Origin of the sequence: Aliivibrio sp. SR45-2, assembly GCF_963890165.1 — a bacterium.
GTDB classification, from domain to species: domain Bacteria; phylum Pseudomonadota; class Gammaproteobacteria; order Enterobacterales; family Vibrionaceae; genus Aliivibrio; species Aliivibrio salmonicida.
On the sequence record NZ_CAWPRC010000110.1, the window covers coordinates 53926 to 73139 of the forward strand.

At 40.3% G+C, this 19214-nt stretch carries 14 protein-coding genes and 2 pseudogenes; 8 read left to right on the forward strand and 8 right to left on the reverse strand.

Features of this window, described 5'->3' with window-relative positions; all coding sequences use genetic code 11:
* Positions 1-64: 64 nt before the first annotated feature.
* The gene (gene serC, locus AACV33_RS05005) at positions 65-1147 is read left to right on the forward strand and encodes a 3-phosphoserine/phosphohydroxythreonine transaminase (RefSeq protein ID WP_182699953.1); all 1083 of its coding nucleotides are present in this window, start codon (positions 65-67) and stop codon (positions 1145-1147) included.
* A gap of 88 nt (positions 1148-1235) precedes the next feature.
* Here the strand turns inward: serC and cydC are convergent, their stop codons facing one another.
* From cydC to ald, 4 genes are all read right to left on the reverse strand, one after another.
* Positions 1236-2957, reverse strand: a complete 1722-nt coding sequence (gene cydC / locus AACV33_RS05010) for a heme ABC transporter ATP-binding protein/permease CydC (protein WP_182699954.1) — start codon at positions 2955-2957, stop codon at positions 1236-1238.
* Positions 2950-4722, reverse strand: a complete 1773-nt coding sequence (gene cydD / locus AACV33_RS05015; RefSeq protein ID WP_017022027.1) for a heme ABC transporter permease/ATP-binding protein CydD — start codon at positions 4720-4722, stop codon at positions 2950-2952. The genes cydC and cydD overlap by 8 nt, the downstream gene beginning before the upstream one ends.
* Before the next feature lie 149 nt (positions 4723-4871).
* Complete coding sequence (trxB, locus tag AACV33_RS05020) at positions 4872-5837, reverse strand: thioredoxin-disulfide reductase (RefSeq protein ID WP_182699955.1); 966 nt, start codon at positions 5835-5837, stop codon at positions 4872-4874.
* A gap of 159 nt (positions 5838-5996) precedes the next feature.
* Positions 5997-7115, reverse strand: coding sequence for an alanine dehydrogenase (gene ald, locus AACV33_RS05025; protein WP_182699956.1), 1119 nt, complete (start codon positions 7113-7115; stop codon positions 5997-5999).
* Between the two features lie 156 nt (positions 7116-7271).
* On the opposite strand from ald, the gene lrp reads away from it, so the two are divergent.
* The 6 genes and pseudogenes from lrp (at position 7272) to serS (ending at position 14698) form a co-directional block, all read left to right on the forward strand.
* On the forward strand, positions 7272-7763 hold the full coding sequence (gene lrp / locus AACV33_RS05030) for a leucine-responsive transcriptional regulator Lrp (protein ID WP_012550415.1): 492 nt from the start codon (positions 7272-7274) through the stop codon (positions 7761-7763).
* A 350-nt stretch (positions 7764-8113) separates the two neighbouring features.
* Positions 8114-8557 (forward strand): annotated as a pseudogene (locus tag AACV33_RS21530) (DNA translocase FtsK 4TM domain-containing protein); the annotation flags it as partial.
* Positions 8558-9688: 1131 nt separating this feature from the next.
* A pseudogene (locus AACV33_RS21535) lies at positions 9689-11251 on the forward strand (DNA translocase FtsK); the annotation flags it as partial.
* Positions 11252-11280: 29 nt separating this feature from the next.
* Positions 11281-11877 (forward strand): outer membrane lipoprotein chaperone LolA, encoded by a 597-nt coding sequence (gene lolA, locus AACV33_RS05040; protein ID WP_012550417.1) that lies wholly within the window; start codon positions 11281-11283, stop codon positions 11875-11877.
* A 38-nt stretch (positions 11878-11915) separates the two neighbouring features.
* Entirely contained in the window at positions 11916-13268 is a 1353-nt protein-coding gene (locus AACV33_RS05045) for a replication-associated recombination protein A (protein ID WP_277814507.1), read from the forward strand.
* A gap of 122 nt (positions 13269-13390) precedes the next feature.
* A complete protein-coding gene (gene serS, locus AACV33_RS05050) occupies positions 13391-14698 on the forward strand; it encodes a serine--tRNA ligase (protein ID WP_182699958.1) in 1308 nt (435 codons plus the stop codon).
* A 117-nt stretch (positions 14699-14815) separates the two neighbouring features.
* Here serS and trxC read toward each other — a convergent pair whose 3' ends face one another.
* Positions 14816-15250: a thioredoxin TrxC gene (gene trxC, locus AACV33_RS05055; RefSeq protein WP_012550420.1), complete on the reverse strand. Its 435-nt coding sequence runs from the start codon at positions 15248-15250 to the stop codon at positions 14816-14818.
* A gap of 133 nt (positions 15251-15383) precedes the next feature.
* Positions 15384-15707: an HI1450 family dsDNA-mimic protein gene (locus tag AACV33_RS05060; RefSeq protein WP_182699959.1), complete on the reverse strand. Its 324-nt coding sequence runs from the start codon at positions 15705-15707 to the stop codon at positions 15384-15386.
* A gap of 183 nt (positions 15708-15890) precedes the next feature.
* On the opposite strand from AACV33_RS05060, the gene AACV33_RS05065 reads away from it, so the two are divergent.
* Positions 15891-17195: an inosine/guanosine kinase gene (locus AACV33_RS05065; RefSeq protein ID WP_017022020.1), complete on the forward strand. Its 1305-nt coding sequence runs from the start codon at positions 15891-15893 to the stop codon at positions 17193-17195.
* A gap of 69 nt (positions 17196-17264) precedes the next feature.
* Here the strand turns inward: AACV33_RS05065 and AACV33_RS05070 are convergent, their stop codons facing one another.
* Together AACV33_RS05070 and gap are read right to left on the reverse strand one after the other, a co-directional pair.
* A complete protein-coding gene (locus AACV33_RS05070; RefSeq protein WP_182699960.1) occupies positions 17265-18140 on the reverse strand; it encodes a D-hexose-6-phosphate mutarotase in 876 nt (291 codons plus the stop codon).
* 180 nt (positions 18141-18320) lie between these two features.
* The coding region (gene gap / locus AACV33_RS05075) for a type I glyceraldehyde-3-phosphate dehydrogenase (protein ID WP_182699961.1) at positions 18321-19214 on the reverse strand (894 nt) is incomplete at its 5' end.

Consider the following 19214-nt stretch of genomic DNA (forward strand, 5'->3'; position numbering starts at 1 on the left):
TAATTTCTATAGAGTGATTTAACAAATCTTATTTAATATTAAATAGCAGGAGCCTTTGAGAAACATGGAAAAAGTATTTAACTTTTGTGCTGGTCCAGCAATGCTGCCAGTAGACGTTCTAGCCCAAGCTCAAAAGGAATTGGTGAATTGGAACGGTTTAGGCATTTCTGTTATGGAGATCAGCCACCGTAGCAAAGAGTTCATTAAAGTTGCGCAAGAGTCTGAGCAAGACTTACGTGATTTGTTGGCTATTCCTGATAATTATAAAGTCCTTTTTTGCCAAGGTGGTGCGCGTGCTCAATTTGCAGCAGTACCACTTAATCTATTAGGTGACAAAACAAAAGCGGATTATGTCGATGCTGGCTATTGGGCACAAAGTGCTGTCATGGAAGCCAATAAGTATTGTGAGCCTAATGTGATTGAGGCAATTACCGATTGTGATGGTAAACGCGCTGTCATCCCTGCATCGCAGTGGCTGTTAAGTGATGATGCTGCTTATGTTCATTTTTGCCCAAATGAAACCATTGATGGCATTGAGATTAATGATTTACCAATAACAGATAAGCCAATTGTTGCTGATATGTCTTCGACTATTTTATCTCGTCAAATTGATATTTCTAAATACGGTGTTATTTATGCGGGAGCTCAAAAAAATATTGGTCCTGCCGGATTAACGATTGTGATTGTTCGCGATGATCTTTTAGATTTAGCGGCGCAATCATTACCAAGCGTATTAAATTATGGTGTTTTAGCAACCCAAGAATCAATGTTTAATACGCCACCAACATACGCTTGGTATTTAGCTGGTTTAGTTTTTAAATGGTTAAAAGCGAATGGCGGCATTGAAGCGATGGAAGCGCACAATCGTAAGAAAGCCGCTGCATTGTATGAGTATATCGACGAATCTGATTTTTATCGCAATGACGTACATACAAATAATCGTTCGTTAATGAATGTGCCCTTTCAATTAGCAAACTCAGACTTGGATGCTCAGTTTTTGACATTAGCAGATGACGCTGGGTTAAAAGCATTAAAAGGCCATCGAGTCGTCGGTGGTATGCGCGCTTCTATTTATAATGCAATGCCATTAGAAGGTGTTCAGGCACTTGTTGATTTTATGAAAGCATTTGAAGCAAAATACGCGTAATTACTGATAAATAAAAAAGCCGATACTGTATTTATAGTATCGGCTTTTTTATTGGTGTTTTTAATTGTCTATTCTGAAGAACTGACGATTAAAAACGTTGCCATAATTGATGATAAGCACCCTTAAGTGAAAGTAAACTTTCATGAGTCCCTTGTTCTATCACTTCGCCATGGTCCATTAAACAAATTTGATCCATGTTTTCTAAGTTCACTAGACGGTGAGTAATGAAGACAACGGTTTTTTGTTTTATGTGGTCATTTAACACGGTCATGATTTGTTGTTCTGTTTTTTGGTCAAGGCCTTCTGTTGGTTCATCAAGCAGCACAATAGGGGCATCATGCAATAGCGCGCGTGCAATACCAATACGACGGCGTTCACCCCCTGACAATTGACGGCCTCCGTCACCTAACCAAGCACTCAGTCCTTCATTTGATACTAAATCGCCTAAACCAACTTTATTGAGTACCTGAGTTAATTCATCGTCAGTGGCAGTATCATTTGCAAGCAATAGATTGTCACGTAATGAACCATTTAGAATATCAACTCGCTGACTAACCACGGACATGGCGTTACGTAAACTTGATTCCTTCCATTTCGGCAATTGAACACCATCAATAGAGATTACTCCTGATTTAGGATCCCATTGACGGGTTAGCAGTTGTAATAATGTCGATTTACCTGAGCCTGTCTGCCCTACGATTGCCATTTTTTGCCCGGCAAGTAAATCTAATGAAATATGTTTAATTGCATCCGTTTCTGCATCCATATATTGATAGCTAACATCTGAAATCGTTAGATTTCCTTTTACTGCTTGGCTAACGCCATTTTCATCAAAAATAGTATCAGGTGTGGCTGTGATGATTTCATTTAATCGACGAGCAGAACTTAACGTTTGGCCTAAATATTGAAAGGCTCCGGCAATAGGCATTAATAATTCAAAGCTGGCCATCGTAGCAAAAGCGACCATTGCCACCATTGGGTCAGGGGTCATTCCCGCAATGCCATCCGCCGATATCCAAAGCATTAACAGTAGCGTCCAACCATTAGCAAGTAATAGTAATCCATTCGCTAAGCCAGTAAGCGTTGCCATGTGGCGTTGATTTGATAATAGAGCGACTTGAGCATCGAGAATACGTTGTTGATATTGCTCTTCAGCACCAAAAATACGTAATTCTGCATTACCTTGTAGCCAGTCTAATGTTTTAATTCTTAATGTGGCTTTGTTATGAGTTAGCTCGGCACCGTTCTTTTTTCCGAGCTTATAAAATAACGTAGGCCAAATTAATAATAATGAAAATAAGATAGCTCCAAGCGTTAATCCAATAGTGACATCAAACCAAGCAAGAAAAGCCGTTAATCCAATAATGCCTAATGTGCCAACAATAATAGGACTGATTAGGCGTAGATAAACATGATCCATTGCATCAACATCAGCCACAAGACGATTCAATAAATCGGCGTCACGTAGCTTAGAGAATCGACCGGGGATCAATGGGATTAACTTTTTAAAGAAGAAAATACGAAGTTCAGTCAATAATTTGAAGGTTGCATTATGGCTAACGACGCGTTCTCCCCAACGACCAGCGGTTCTACCAATAGAGAAACCACGTACTGCTCCAGAAGGAAGCATATAGTTAAACGTTTCACGCGCAATGGTTAATCCGGCAACCGCTGATGCGGAAATAAACCAACCAGATACGGTTAACAAGCCAATGGAAGCAAATAACGTAGCAAAGCTGAGTAGCATGCCTAACGTTAGTCCAAACCAATGTTTTTTATATAGTTTTATGTAAGGGAGTAAATCACGCATCAAGATCACCTTGCTTCGGTTGTTTAGCTGCAAGCATGGTTGCAAATAAACCAGAGTCTTTAATTTCATCAAATGAACCTGATTGAACAACTTGGCCTTTATCCATGACTAAAATCGTGTCCATTGCATAAAGTTGATCTAAGCGATGGGTGATCATTAAAGTCGTTAAGCCTTGAGTTGCTAAACTTAAGCTTTGCATTACAAGTTGTTCACTCTTTGCATCAAGACTGGCTGTTGGTTCATCTAAGATCCACAGGCGTCCTTGTTGTAACAAAGCTCGAGCTAATGCTAAACGCTGAGCTTGACCAACAGATAAGCCACCAGATCGATCAGATATTTGGTGTTGATAACCTAATTCATCAATAAACTCATTAGCAAAAGCCTGCTTACTTACCGAGTCTAATTGTTCTTTAGATATGCTTTGCTTACCAAGCGTAATATTCTCTTCAATGGTTCCATGTACTAATGTTGGATTCTGTCCAACCCAGTTTATTTCTTGGTACCATTCTTTTTTGTTTAACTTAGATAGCTCAATACCATTTATCTTGATACTGCCTTGGTAAGGTAAAAATCCAAGAAGTGCATTGATTAAACTTGTTTTCCCTGCGCCACTTGGACCAACCAATGCGGTTTGAGAGCTTTCGTGTAAATGAAAACTGATAGGTCCGAGTAATGTTTTTCCGTCATGGCTGTTGACGATTAAGTCCGTGACTTCAATATCAAGGGTGGTCGATTGAGATACTTTCTTATCACCATTAGTTTGAGTATTAGTATCAATCGCTAAAAACTCGACAATCGACTCGGCAGCGCCTACGGCTTGAGCTTTTGCGTGATAAAACGTTCCTAAATCGCGTAATGGCTGATAAAACTCAGGCGCTAAAATAAGAATAAATAAACCCGTGAATAAGGTCACTGTTATTCCGTAATTACCAAAGTTAAGCTCACCGATATAAGTGAAACCGAAATAAACGGCAACAAGGGCAATTGAGATAGAGGTGAAGAATTCAAGCACAGCAGAAGATAAAAAGGCGAGTCGTAACACCTCCATTGTACGCTTGCGGAATATTTCAGAAGCATTATGAAGATGTTTTGTTTCTTGCGCTGTTTTGTCAAATAGGCGAATAGTGGTCATTGATTGCAGACGATCATAAAAATGACCAGATAATCGTTGTAATGCTTTAAAGTTTCGGCGGTTAGCGTCAGCCGCTCCCATTCCTACTAATGCCATAAAGAGGGGCACTAGTGGTGCGGTTAATAAGAAGATTAATCCGGCAACCCAGTTTTGAGGAAACACAACGATTAAAATAACAAAAGGGATCATGACCGAAAGCGACATTTGCGGTAGATAACGAGAGAAGAAATCTTGCATGTCTTCTACTTGCTCTAATAGCAACGTAGCCCAAGACCCTGCCGGTTTACCCTTTATATAAGCCGGTCCTAATTCTTGGAGTTTGTTAAGAATGAGCTGACGTATATGAATTCGAATATGCTCGCCACAACGGTAACCGGCGACTTCACGACCCCAACTGCAAGCTGCTCGAATTCCTACAATGGCAAAAATGGCGATAAATTGAGGAAGTAACTCATACTTATCTGTTTGTTCAATGATGAGCTTGTGCAGAATATCGGCTAATAGTGCCGCTTGAGCGATAAGAAAAAGACTGGAAAGAAAGCCGAGCCCAATAGATAGGGCGAGCCATTTCTTAGCAAGCTTACTTTGGCCTTTGAGCCATTGTCCTAACTCGCGTTGTTGTATTTTATCCATAATATTGAAGGCTTACGTGTTGTATTATTTTGCCATGACGAAATATTTCTGGTGTGAATAATTATTATAAAAGAAATAGATGTAATACAAGCAAAATAAGATGAGCAAAAGAAAACCCGAAGTAAGTCGTTCACTTCGGGTCTATTAGTTTAACTTTCTTTTACGTCTAGCGCATCTAAAAAGCGTTCAGCATCGAGTGCTGCCATACAGCCAGTACCTGCAGAGGTGATAGCTTGGCGGTAATTGTGATCCATAACATCTCCGGCAGCAAAAATGCCTTCGATACTGGTTTGAGTCGCGTTACCTTCAAGACCAGATTTTACTTTAATGTAGCCATTTTCCATGTCTAGTTGGCCATTAAATATCGCGGTATTTGGTTGGTGGCCAATAGCAATAAATGCGCCCATGACATCTAAATCTTCTGTCATGTCAGATTTTGTGTTTTTTAATCTTACGCCAGTGACACCCATTTCATCGCCCAGAACTTCATCTAAAGTACGGTCGGTATGAAGAGTGATATTGCCGTTTTCTACTTTATCCATCAAACGGTCGATTAAGATCTTCTCTGAACGGAAAGTATCGCGACGGTGGATCAAGTGAACTTCGGCGGCAATATTCGATAAATAAAGCGCTTCTTCGACAGCGGTGTTACCACCGCCAATGACGGCTACTTTTTGGTTACGGTAAAAGAACCCATCGCAGGTTGCACAAGCAGAAACGCCACGGCCCTTAAATGCTTCTTCAGATTCTAGTCCTAGATACTTTGCTGATGCGCCTGTTGAGATAATAAGGGCGTCACACGTATATTCACTAGAGTCACCTTTTAAACGAAAAGGGCGTTGACTGAAATCGGTTTCATTAATATGGTCAAAAATAATTTCGGTATTGAAACGCTCTGCATGCGCTTTCATTTCTTCCATTAGGCCGGGACCGGTCATGTCTGTCGCGCCACCAGGCCAATTTTCAACTTCAGTCGTTGTTGTTAATTGTCCGCCTTGTTGCATACCAGTGATCATTACTGGGTTTAGATTAGCACGAGCGGCATAAACGGCTGCTGTATATCCAGCAGGGCCAGAACCAAGAATCAGTAATTTCGAATGCTTAACGTTGCTCATAGGATCTCCGAGCTAAAATAAAGGTAAAAGTAGGGTAGGAGAAACATTAGGCGTGTTCACCATCCTTAATCATATATGGTGATTGTATGGAATTTATTAAAGTAAAGAAAGGGCACCGCGATGGGTGCCCTAAAATGATTTTAATATTGAGTATGATTTTTAAGCATTAAGTGCAGCTTCAGGGGTTACATAATCTAAGTTGAAGCTTTCAGCAACTTCTTTACATGTGATTTTACCATTGATTACATTTAAGCCATCTAAAAATCCTTTGTCTTCAAGAAGAGCTGATTTGTATCCTTTATCTGCCAATTTAATAATGTAAGGTAATGTTGCATTATTTAGTGCAAAGGTAGATGTTCTTGCAACGGCACCTGGCATGTTTGCCACACAATAGTGAACAACGTCATCTACGATATAAGTTGGATCTGCATGCGTTGTTGCATGTGATGTTTCAAAGCAACCACCTTGGTCGATAGCGACATCAACAACAGCGGCCCCTGGCTTCATACGTTTTATGTGATCTGCCGTAACCAGTTTCGGTGCTGCTGCGCCAGGTATAAGAACGGCACCAATAACAAGGTCCGCTTCTAACACATGCTTTTCAATCGCATCAACGGTTGAATAAACCACTTTTGCTCGACCTTGGAATTCTTCATCAAGAGAGCGAAGTGTATCAAGGTTTCGGTCTAAAATCGTGACGTCAGCACGCATACCTACCGCCATTCTTGCAGCATTCGCACCAACGACACCACCACCAACGATAACGACTTTTGCAGGCTCAACACCAGGTACGCCACCTAAAAGTAAACCACGGCCACCATTGGATTTTTCAAGTGTTTGAGCACCGGCTTGAATCGACATTCTGCCTGCAACTTCAGACATTGGCGCTAATAGTGGCAGACGACCCATATAATCTGTTACAGTCTCATACGCGATGCAGACAGCTTTACTCTTAATTAGGTCTTCTGTTTGTGGAAAATCTGGTGCAAGATGTAAATACGTGAATAATATTTGTCCTTCACGCAGCATCGCACGTTCAACAGCTTGAGGCTCTTTAACTTTTACGATCATCTCTGCTTTTGCAAAAATGCCTTCAGCAGTAGGAAGAATGGATGCGCCTACCGCGATATAATCATCGTCGGTAAAACCAATGCCAGAGCCGGCTTTTGTTTCGACAAAAACGTCATGGCCATGAGATATGAGTTCTCGAACACTCGCTGGGATCATTCCAACACGGTATTCGTGATTTTTTATTTCTTTAGGTACGCCAATGATCATCCTGTATTCCTTTTTAGTTATGGTTGTTTTAACTGGTTGTAGGGTTTTTGTTTCGAATTTGTATCTAGTATAGATTGTAAAAAGCAAAATTTGATGCTAAATATTAGAAAGTTGTAGTATATTTTTTTGCAAGGAAGTAATAAGGTGGAATAAAAAATGGTAGATAATAAGAAACCGTCCAAGGACCTGGATCGTATCGATCGCAATATTTTGAATGAACTCCAAAAAGATGGCCGAATTTCAAATGTTGAATTATCTAAGAGAGTAGGATTATCTCCTACTCCATGTTTAGAGCGCGTTCGTCGTTTAGAACGCCAAGGGTATATTAATGGCTATACTGCATTACTAAACCCACAGTATCTTGATGCATCATTGTTAGTATTTGTTGAAATCACATTAAACCGTGGTGCTCCAGATGTTTTCGAACAATTTAATGTTGCAGTGCAGTTATTAGATGATATTCAAGAGTGTCACTTAGTTTCAGGTGATTTTGATTATCTTTTAAAGACTCGTGTATCAGATATGAGTGCTTATCGCCGATTACTTGGTGATACACTATTACGTCTTCCGGGAGTTAACGACACACGTACTTACGTGGTTATGGAAGAGGTTAAACAGACGAATAATTTAGTGATTAAAACGCGCTAGATACAGCAAGATAATTAAAGTACCTGAAGGCAGTCGACATAAGTGAACGTTATTCCTTGCTAGACTGTTAGTGACGATAAATACGTTAAGTATGTATTAGTTGTACTTTAATATTGACGAGCGGCGTAATGCCGCTCGACTTGTTTTTAATTTATAGAGATTTAGTGATCCTTACTTTAAATAAAGTGGAATGACTAAATCTAAGTATAGTGACAGTGGATAGTATTTTGTTTTCAAAGATAAAAGAAAAAATATCGGAAAGAAAAGAGCAGCTGACGACATTAAAAGTTGAAAAGATATCTGAACCGGATAAAGAACGGTTGAATGGCAATCAACGGTTGCAAGAAGCTATGTTTATAGTTGGCTTACTTGCGACTATTTTTATTGCTGTCTCTTTATATAGCTTTAATCCTGCGGATCCATCATGGTCTCAGACTGCATGGGCTGGCAGTGTAGAAAATGCAGGTGGTGCATTAGGCGCTTGGATTGGTGATACTTTATTTTTCTCGTTTGGTTCTTTAGCGTATTTATTACCTGTCATCATAATGAGCTGCACATGGATTGCTTTTAGAAAAAAAGATGAAGATGGCGAAGCCGAGTTAGATCTGATGATGATTGGTACTCGTATTCTGGGACTGCTCATTTTATTCTTAACCAGTTGTGCGTTAGCTGATACCAGTTTTGATGATCTTTGGTATTTCTCGTCTGGTGGCGTTGTTGGTGATGTCCTAACGAGTATTACAACACCTGCACTTAACTTATTAGGCTCAACGCTTATCTTCATGTTCTTGTGGGGGGCAGGTTTAACGTTATTTACTGGTGTGTCATGGTTAACTATTGTTGATAATCTTGGTGGCTGGAGTCTTGAAGGCTTTAGAAAAATAGTTAATAAGGCAAGAAAAACAGATGATGAGACGTATCAGGTAGATACGAGTGTTACAGAGACAGAAGAACCAAAAGATAATAGTTTCAATCAAGCTGGTCGTAATGCCTCATTTAGCGCCGTACCGACGGCAGTTAATGCGTTTGAAACACCAAAAATATCAGCAAGCGAATTATCAGCATTCTCTCAAGAACCGATTGTTGAAGACAAATTTGAAGAGTACCCATTAAATAAATTTGAAATGAATCAGTTTGATGACAGTGATAATGATCCCTTGTTCTCAAGCTCTTCTATTGATGTGTTTGCCGAGGGAACACCCACTAATATTGTTACTGAACCAGTGATGCCTATACCGGTGGAAGACGCTGAAATAGAAACAACGGCAATACCAATGAGCGATAATGGAACAGAGGTTACAGAAGCGCTTTCAGTGGAAGCAGTACCAGAGAAACAAGAACCAGAATCTTTGGATGATGGTATTAATTTTTCAATGCGCAGTAATGCAACGATTGAAGAATTAGATATGGAAGCGTTAGATCAAGATCCTCTTCTAAGTAATATGGATGCGGAAAAAACGTTTGTGAAAACAGCAGAGGCGTCTATCCCTAGCGTAATGGTCGCTGGTAATGAAGACATCAGTATCAATAATGACGATATCTTGTCAGTAGATGAAGAGCTGCCTCATTTCCCAGCTGAAGACTCGAGCATTGTTGAATCGGTGCCTTTTTCTTCTATTCCTGAAGAGCCAGCGCCTGATTATAGTGTAAATGAACCTTTTAATGAGGTGACTGCTGAAGAAATTGATGATGTTAGTTCTGCGTTTATAACATCGCATAATGAAGACAATATCGAAGACATTCATTTCTCTGCACATGAAGACGATGAGATTGAGGAAGTAACTGAAGAATTACCTGTATTTAATGCCATCGAAAAAGATGAAATTGAAGAGGTAGTCGAAGTAGAAGAAATTATTATTGAGAATGAGCCAACGCACTCTGATGCAGATATCGCCGCATTCCAAGCGTTAGTTGCAAAAGAAAAAGCAACGCAAGCGGCATTGCAGAATCCATTCTTGGTAAATTCAGAACCAAACCTACCGAAGCCAACGGCACCGATGCCAACCTTAGATTTATTATTTTCGCCAGATACACGTGCGGAAATGGAATCTCGTGAATCATTAGAGCATACCGCTCGTTTGGTAGAAGCGAAATTAGCCGATTATAAAATTAAAGCTCGTGTGGTGGACATTTTCCCTGGTCCTGTGATTACACGTTTTGAATTGGATTTAGCTCCGGGTGTTAAGGTAAGCCGAATTTCAGGTCTAGCAACGGATTTGGCGCGTTCTTTATCGGCAATGGCCGTTCGTGTGGTTGAAGTTATTCCGGGTAAACCTTATGTGGGCCTTGAGTTACCGAACTTTAATCGTCAAACCGTCTTTTTCTCTGATGTTGTTGGCAGTGAAATATTTCAAAATGCAAAATCACCAACCACGGTAGTGATGGGGCTTGATATTGCCGGTGAAGCGGTTATTGCTGACTTAGCTAAAATGCCTCACGTCTTGGTTGCTGGTACAACGGGTTCTGGTAAATCAGTCGGTGTAAACGTCATGATCTTGAGTGTGCTTTATAAAGCCACACCAGAAGATGTGCGTTTTATCATGATCGATCCAAAAATGTTGGAACTTTCTATCTATGAAGGTATCCCACACTTATTGACGGAAGTTGTTACTGACATGAAAGATGCCGGTAATGCATTACGTTGGTGTGTTGGTGAGATGGAACGTCGTTATAAATTAATGTCTGCATTAGGGGTTCGTAACCTACAAGGCTTTAATGATAAATTAAAAATGGCAGCAGCAGCAGGACATCCTATCCATGATCCATTATGGAAACCGGGTGACAGTATGCATGAGACACCGCCGTTGTTAGAAAAATTGCCTTCTATTATTGTTATCGTTGATGAGTTTGCCGATTTGATGATGGTTGTGGGTAAAAAAGTAGAAGAACTGATTGCTCGATTAGCTCAAAAGGCGCGTGCGGCAGGTATTCACTTAATTCTGGCAACGCAGCGTCCTTCCGTTGATGTTATTACTGGATTGATTAAAGCAAACATTCCAACACGTGTTGCTTTTACGGTTTCAACGAAAGTCGATTCAAGAACCATTCTTGACCAAGGTGGTGCAGAGTCATTACTTGGCATGGGTGACATGCTTTACTTAGCGCCAGGTTCTAACCATACGGTTCGTGTACATGGTGCGTTTGCCTCTGATGATGATGTACATGCGGTTGTTAACGATTGGAAAGCTCGTGGTCGACCAAATTATGTTGAAGCTATTACTAAAAGTGAACAAGGCGCAGAATCGTTGTTGCCGGGTGAAAAATCGGACAGTGAAGAAGAGCTTGATCAACTGTTTGATCAAGTGGTTGAATTTGTAACCACTTCTCGACGTGGTTCTGTTTCTGGTGTCCAACGGCAGTTTAGAATTGGTTATAACCGTGCTGCTCGTATTGTTGAGCAACTAGAAGCGCACGGGATAGTAAGTACTCCGGGCCATAATGGTAACCGTGAAGTGATTGCACCGCCTCCTGTAGGTTTGGGCGATTAATTGTCTTGTTTAAATTGAGATTATTTATAGTGAAGAAAATTTTATTATCATTGTGTTTTTTAAGTTCTGTTGCTTTTGCTTCTCCACAAGGTGAATTAACGGATCGTTTGAATCAAAATAAAGGTTTTGAAGCGTCATTTACACAAAAAGTGTTGAGCCCTGAAGGGGATGTATTGATGCAAGGCGAAGGGGATGTGAAAATTTTGCGTCCTAACTTGTTCCGCTGGCATACTCAAACACCGGATGAAAACCTATTAGTGACCGATGGCAAAACATTGTGGTACTACAATCCATTTGTAGAACAAGTGACGCTTATGGGATTAGATCAAGCGACAACTCAAACTCCTTTTGTTTTATTAACACGCAATAAAGCGTCTGATTGGGATAATTACTCAGTAGCTCAAAACGGTGATGCATTTACGGTTTCACCAAAGTCAGACTCTGCTATAAAAAGTGAATTCATCGTTCGTATTCAACCGTCAGGTAAAGTAACGGGGTTTTCAGTTGTAGAGCAAGATGGGCAGCGTAGCGATTTTAATTTCACAACGTTTGAAGCGAAAAAACCAGCCCAATCTAATTTTATGTTCACTGTCCCTGATGGTGTAGATATTGATGATCAGCGTTAAGATCTTACTTAATGCGAAGTCATGTTTAGAATAAAAGGATAAACGTGAGTAATTTCAGTTTAGATTTTTCAGCAGGGGACGATTTTCGTCCCCTTGCTGCTAGAATGCGCCCTCAAAATATTGAGCAATATATTGGTCAACAGCATTTATTAGCGGTGGGTAAACCACTACGTCGTGCGCTTGAAGCTGGCCAAATACATTCAATGATTTTATGGGGTCCTCCGGGTACCGGTAAAACAACGTTAGCGGAAGTTGCTGCAAATTATGCAAATGCAGAAGTTGAGCGTGTTTCTGCTGTGACGTCTGGCGTAAAAGATATTCGAGCGGCGATTGATAAAGCCAAAGAAAATCAAACGACAGGCCGTAGAACGATTTTATTTGTGGATGAAGTTCATCGCTTTAATAAAAGTCAGCAAGATGCGTTTCTGCCTCATATCGAAAATGGGACAATCACGTTTATTGGTGCGACAACGGAAAACCCGTCTTTTGAGCTAAACAATGCATTGTTATCTAGAGCTCGGGTATACAAATTAAAATCATTAGAAAAACAAGATATTGTACAGGTTATCGATCAAGCATTGACCGATAAAAATCGCGGCTTAAATGACGATAATTTTGTTCTTCCTGATGACGTAAAATTGCAATTAGCTGATTTAGTGTCTGGTGACGCACGCATGTCTCTAAATTATTTAGAGTTGTTGCATGATATGGCAGAAGAAAACCACGAAGGTAAAAAAGTGGTGGATTTACCTTTATTAGCGGAAGTTGCCGGTGAAAAACTGGCACGTTTCGATAATAAAGGTGATATGTGGTATGACTTAATCTCAGCGGTTCATAAATCGATTCGTGGTTCAAATCCGGATGCTGCTTTGTATTGGGCTGCACGAATTATGGCAGCAGGGGGAGATCCTCTGTATGTAGTACGTCGATTATTAGCGATTGCATCAGAAGACATTGGTAACGCTGATCCACGAGCAATGGAAGTGGCTTTGAATGCATGGGATTGTTTTACTCGACTTGGTCCTGCAGAAGGCGAAAGAGCGATAGCACAAGCGGTCGTCTATTTAGCGTGTGCACCAAAAAGTAATGCAGTTTATACCGCATGGAAACAAGCACAAATGGATGCGATTAACTCGCCAGATTATGATGTGCCTAATCACCTACGTAACGCGCCAACCTCATTAATGAAAGACATGGGTTATGGTGCAGATTATCGTTATGCGCATGATGAACCTAATGCATACGCTTCTGGTGAGAACTATTTCCCTCCAGAAATGCAGGATCGTAAGTACTACTTTCCAACAAAACGTGGTCTAGAAACCAAAATTAGTGAAAAGCTAGAGTATTTAGCCCAATTAGATCAAAACAGTCCCTTAAAACGCTACCAATAAAAGGGCATTTTCGGTATCTTATTCAAATCGCAATTTTGAACTGAAAATTGCACAAAATTTTATTTTTAAGTGGGTTCTGTTTACTTTGAACGCACAATGACCAATAAGGCATAGGATTACAAATGCTTGATTCAAAATTACTTCGTACAGAGCTGGATGAAACAGCAGAGAAACTGGCACGTCGTGGCTTTAAGCTAGACGTAGAGACACTTCGCACCCTTGAAGAACAACGTAAATCCCTTCAAGTTATCACTGAAGATCTTCAAGCGCAGCGTAATTCCCGTTCGAAGTCCATTGGTCAAGCAAAAGCGAAGGGCGATCATGAAGAAGCAGATCGCATGATGGCTGATGTTGCAACACTAGGTTCAGAACTAGATGATGCAAAAGCAGGACTTGCTGAGCTTCAACAACAAATTGAAAGCATCGCTTTGTCAGTACCAAACCTTCCTGATGAGTCAGTACCATATGGTAAAGATGAAGATGAAAACGTAGAAGTATTACGTTGGGGTACACCGCTAACGTACGACTTTGAAGTGAAAGATCACGTTGCTCTTGGTGAGCTTGCGGATGGCCTTGATTTCGCAAGTGCAGTTAAAATCTCAGGCTCTCGTTTCATCGTTATGAAAGGTCAGTTTGCGCGTTTACACCGTGCTTTATCGCAATTCATGCTTGATCTTCATACTGAAGAACACGGCTACATGGAAATGTATGTACCTTACTTAGTTAACCACGACAGCCTATATGGTACTGGTCAATTGCCTAAGTTTGGTGAAGACTTATTCCATACAAGCCCGCTAACAGAGCAAGTAAGTGATGTTCCTCTTAAGATGCTATCTCTTATCCCTACAGCGGAAGTGCCAGTAACAAACATGGTACGTGATACAATTACTGAAGAAGCTGATCTTCCATTGAAAATGACGGCACATACACCGTGTTTCCGTTCTGAAGCAGGATCTTACGGTCGTGATACTCGTGGTCTTATTCGTATGCACCAATTCGACAAAGTTGAATTAGTTCAAATCACGAAACCAGAAGATTCAATGGCTGCTCTTGAAGAACTAACAGGTCATGCTGAGAAAGTACTTCAACTTCTTGAACTTCCTTACCGTAAAGTGATTCTTTGTACTGGTGATATGGGCTTCGGTTCTCGTAAAACATACGATTTAGAAGTATGGGTTCCAGCACAAGAAACGTACCGTGAGATTTCTTCTTGTTCAAACATGTGGGATTTCCAAGCGCGTCGTATGCAAGCGCGTTTCCGTCGTCAAGGTGAGAAGAAACCAGAATTGGTTCATACACTAAACGGTTCTGGTCTTGCTGTAGGTCGTACAATGGTTGCGATTCTAGAGAACTTCCAACAAGCGGATGGCAAAATTGCAATTCCTGAAGTACTGCGTAAGTACATGAATGGTGTTGAGTTTATCGGTTAATCTGTTTTTCAAATTAATGTGTATTTGATAAATAGATAGATAAATAGAAATGTAAGCCCCTTTATTGGTTATCCAGTAAAGGGGCTTTTTTTGATCTTTTGACAGGGTTGTGACTGACTATTTAAGTAGTGCTTGGTTTAACCATTGATCAAATTGACCTTTTGGCAATGCACCATTGATCATATCTACACGTTCTCCATTTTTGAAAACCATGATCGTTGGAATTGAACGAATTTGATATTGTGCTGCAATTTGTTGTTGAGCTTCTGTATTTACTTTAACACAACGAACTTGGCCATTACGTTCAGCGGCAACGTCTTCAAAGACAGGTGAGAAGCCGACACACGGATTACACCAAGGTGCCCAAAAATCGATAACAATAGGTTGTTCGCTGTCTAATAATGCGGATAAGTTTTCACTAGTGCCTTCTAATGGTTTTCCATCTAGTAAGAGTTCCTTACAGCGACCACAAGTAGGTTTGTCGTTAATACGTTCGATAGGAAGACGGTTTATGCCTTGGCAAGAAGGGCATCGAGATTGAAATTGCGACATGTTATTCCTTTATGATTTTCTACATTAAGTAGTTTGTGAGCATAAAGAAATAATGGGGGTAGATAATACGAAACTCAATAAAAAAGGAGCAAATAGCCCCTTTATATTGTCGATAATATAGAGTGATTATTAATTAATCACGTTTCCATAGCATGTGACAGAATTTATGTTCAGGATCGCGGCTTACTAACATACGAGCAAATACATCGTCCAATACATCAGATTCTTCGTTTACTAAGCCAATTAGAACTTCTGCGTATACTTCGCCATCTACTTCAAAGCCAACATGCTCAGCCCAGTCGTCACGAGTATCAACGACTTCAGCCGCACCGCGGTCATCAAATTGTAGAGTGAAAAGAGCAACATCAGCAGGTTCAAGGTTATCTTGAGCTATCTCTAGGAAAATATCGTAAGCGACTTCAATAATGTCATCGTAGCTAAGTAGTTCAGTTGTCATGGTAGTTACCTTCAAAAAATACGCTCTAAATTACCATGAATATAGAGATGAACGCTAGCGACTTAAATAATTACGAATAGCAAACGTTTGCCTTTGAAAGGTTGCTATATGAGGTATTGCGAGGGCGTTAAGCAAGGGCTAAACTTCCGCACTTATTCCCTTAGCCAGTTGAATGATTATTTTATGAAGTTTCCAGGTCAACGTAAATCCAAGCATTATTTTCCTGTTCACGCTCGTGATCCATTAGTGAGTCAAGCTCAAGAAACCAAAAAAATGTCGCGTACGCACATTATTGGTATTGATCAAACCTTAGTGGATATTGAAGCTAGAATTGATGATGCTTTTATTGAAAAGTATGGCTTGAGTAAAGGGCACTCACTGGTTATCGATAATGATAAAGCGGAAATGCTTTATAATGAGCTTAAAGATAACAATATGATCACCAACGAATACGCTGGTGGCACGATTGGTAATACACTTCATAACTATTCAGTGCTTGCTGATGATAAATCAACATTGCTTGGTGTTATGAGTGAAGATATCCATATTGGTAGTTATTCTTATCGTTACCTTTGTAATACTTCAAGCCGTATGGATTTGAATTATCTTCAGCCTGTACCTGGTGCAATAGGCCGTTGTTTTGCTTTAATTAGTCAAGATGGCGAGCGTACGTTTGCAATTAGTGAAGGGGATATGAATCAACTTCGTGCTGATAGTATCCCTGAAAAGATCTTTAAAAATGCGTCTGCATTAGTATTAACGGCTTATCTTGTTCGTTGTAAAGAGGGTGATCCAATGCCTGAAGCAACCATGAAAGCCATTGAGTACGCGAAGAAATATGATGTGCCTGTTGTCCTAACCATGGGGACCAAATTTGTTGTTCAAGATGATCCTCAATATTGGCGTGACTTCCTAAGTGATCATGTGTCTGTTGTGGCAATGAATGAAGAAGAAGGTGAAGCATTAACGGGTGCTTCTGACCCATTAGAAGCGGCAGATAAAGCCCTTGAGTGGGTTGATCTTGTTTTATGTACTGCGGGTCCTGTTGGACTGTACATGGCAGGTTACACAGAAGAATCTGCGAAACGTGAAACATCGTTGCCATTACTTCCCGGAACAATCGCTGAATTTAATCAATATGAATTCAGTCGTCCAGCAGTTAAAGCAAGTTGTGATCAGCCGACAAAAGTATATTCTCATATTTCACCGTACATGGGTGGTCCTGAGAAAATCAAAAATACGAATGGCGCGGGTGATGGTGCTTTGTCTGCATTGTTGCATGATATGGCTGCAAATCATTACCATCGTAATAATGTACCGAATTCAAGTAAGCATCAACATTCTTACTTAACGTACTCTTCATTATCTCAAGTATGTAAATACTCAAACCGAGTAAGCTTTGAGGTTTTGGCTCAGCATTCACCACGCTTATCTCGTGGGTTACCTGAACGCGAGGACAGTTTAGAAGAGTCATACTGGGAAAGATAATAACAGTGTGCTTAGAATGAAAAAAAGCGGAGATAATTAATTTTATCTCCGCTTTTTTATTGGTTCAATTTAAGCGCGAATAATCGTACTTAATGTAAATGATTCATTTGGTTGAATTGTTTTTGCTGTTTCTAAACTTGTTGCATGATAAGTCGATTCAATGCAGACCATTGTTAAATATCCATCATTATTCATGTCGCCCATGCTTTCTGCTCCTTCTGCCCATGGGTTCCAGATAACCGCGGCATTATTACCCTCATTAGTTACTGTAATTGTACGAAGGTTATCGCTAATAGCTAATGTTGACTCTGATTCTGTGTAAACACGATCTACGGCTTCATTGATCTTAAGCTCATGACCACCAGTACAGGTTGTTCCATTTAATAGACCATCAATGTAACGATCTCCCATTCCGGTGATGACAGACGTATGGATATCAGAGATGTTTAGATAGGTATGTAACGCACCAGAGCAGTTCCAAGGCTTGTTATCTGTATTTTTTGCATCAAGCGTAATGGTTAGCTCATCGCCGACAGTTATATTTAATCGTGCTTCAAACTCAAAAGCCCAGATTGCTTTTGTTTCTTCTGAAGCCGACAAGCCTAGAGAAATCATTACACCGTTTTCATTTTCTTTATGTTCAATTAATTTCCACTGGCTGTTACGAGCAAACCCATGAGCTGGGTTTTCTATACGTCCAAACCAAGGCCAACATACAGGCACACCGCCACGAATGGCTTTGTCTGGGTGGAAGATAGCGTCTTTGCTCATCCAGATAAGCTCTTCACCTTGTGTTGGCTTAAAAGATAACACATGACCACCATGAAGTGAGATTGCCGCTTCAGCTTTACTGTGACGCACTCTGACGATTTTTACATCGTCTAATTGTTCAATTGTGACACTATCAGAAAGGGCACTAATCGTTGATAATCGAGTTAAATCCATGTCTATCTCCTAGAAAGGTAATATTTATTCAATTGTGATTTATACAAACAATTGAATAAATACTAAAAAGAGAATATATCAAATAACAGATACAAAAAAGGCGACAATTAAGTCGCCTTTTATACTTAAAAGATAATAAAACCTTTCAAGTTAGCTTTCAAAGAAAGTCTAAACTAATGCTTACTTAGAAACGTGAGCGATTAGGTCAAGAACTTTGTTTGAGTAACCGATTTCGTTGTCGTACCAAGATACAAGCTTAACGAATTTGTCAGTTAGAGCAACACCAGCTGCAGCATCAAATACTGAAGTTTGTGTTTCGCCGATGAAGTCTTGAGAAACAACAGCTTCTTCTGTGTAGCCTAAAACGCCAGCAAATTCATTTTCAGAAGCGCGTTTCATTTCAGCACAGATTTCTTCGTAAGTTGCAGCAGTTTTTAGGTTAACTGTAAGGTCAACAACAGAAACGTTTGCAGTTGGTACGCGGAAAGCCATACCAGTTAGAAGGCCGTTAAGCTCAGGAATTACTTTACCTACTGCTTTAGCTGCACCAGTTGAAGATGGAATGATGTTTTGAGAAGCACCACGGCCACCACGCCAGTCTTTCGCAGAAGGACCATCTACAGTTTTTTGAGTTGCTGTAGTTGCGTGAACTGTAGTCATAAGACCAGATTCAATGCCCCACTTGTCGTTAAGTACTTTAGCGATAGGTGCAAGACAGTTAGTAGTACAAGAAGCGTTAGAAACGATATCTTGACCAGCGTAATCTGCAGCGTTAACGCCCATAACGAACATTGGAACGTCACCAGAAGGGCCAGTAAGAACTACTTTCTTAGCGCCAGCTGTGATGTGTTTACGAGCAGTTTCGTCAGTAAGGAAAAGACCAGTAGCTTCAGCAACAACGTCAACGTTGATTGCATCCCACTTAAGATCTTCTGGGTTACGTTCAGCAGTTACACGTACAGTGTTACCGTTAACTACTAGGTTACCGTCAACTACTTCAACAGTGCCGTTGAAACGACCGTGAGTTGAGTCGTACTTAAGCATGTAAGCCATGTATTCAACGTCGATAAGATC

Excerpts from the sequence above, each read along its gene's own strand:
- serC (WP_182699953.1), top strand. The coding sequence starts at position 65 with ATGGAAAAAGTATTTAACTTTTGTGCTGGTCCAGCAATGCTGCCAGTA.
- cydC (WP_182699954.1), bottom strand. The coding sequence starts at position 2,957 with ATGCGTGATTTACTCCCTTACATAAAACTATATAAAAAACATTGGTTT.
- cydD (WP_017022027.1), bottom strand. The coding sequence starts at position 4,722 with ATGGATAAAATACAACAACGCGAGTTAGGACAATGGCTCAAAGGCCAA.
- trxB (WP_182699955.1), bottom strand. The coding sequence starts at position 5,837 with ATGAGCAACGTTAAGCATTCGAAATTACTGATTCTTGGTTCTGGCCCT.
- ald (WP_182699956.1), bottom strand. The coding sequence starts at position 7,115 with ATGATCATTGGCGTACCTAAAGAAATAAAAAATCACGAATACCGTGTT.
- lrp (WP_012550415.1), top strand. The coding sequence starts at position 7,272 with ATGGTAGATAATAAGAAACCGTCCAAGGACCTGGATCGTATCGATCGC.
- serS (WP_182699958.1), top strand. The coding sequence starts at position 13,391 with ATGCTTGATTCAAAATTACTTCGTACAGAGCTGGATGAAACAGCAGAG.
- trxC (WP_012550420.1), bottom strand. The coding sequence starts at position 15,250 with ATGTCGCAATTTCAATCTCGATGCCCTTCTTGCCAAGGCATAAACCGT.
- AACV33_RS05060 (WP_182699959.1), bottom strand. The coding sequence starts at position 15,707 with ATGACAACTGAACTACTTAGCTACGATGACATTATTGAAGTCGCTTAC.
- AACV33_RS05065 (WP_017022020.1), top strand. The coding sequence starts at position 15,891 with ATGAAGTTTCCAGGTCAACGTAAATCCAAGCATTATTTTCCTGTTCAC.
- AACV33_RS05070 (WP_182699960.1), bottom strand. The coding sequence starts at position 18,140 with ATGGATTTAACTCGATTATCAACGATTAGTGCCCTTTCTGATAGTGTC.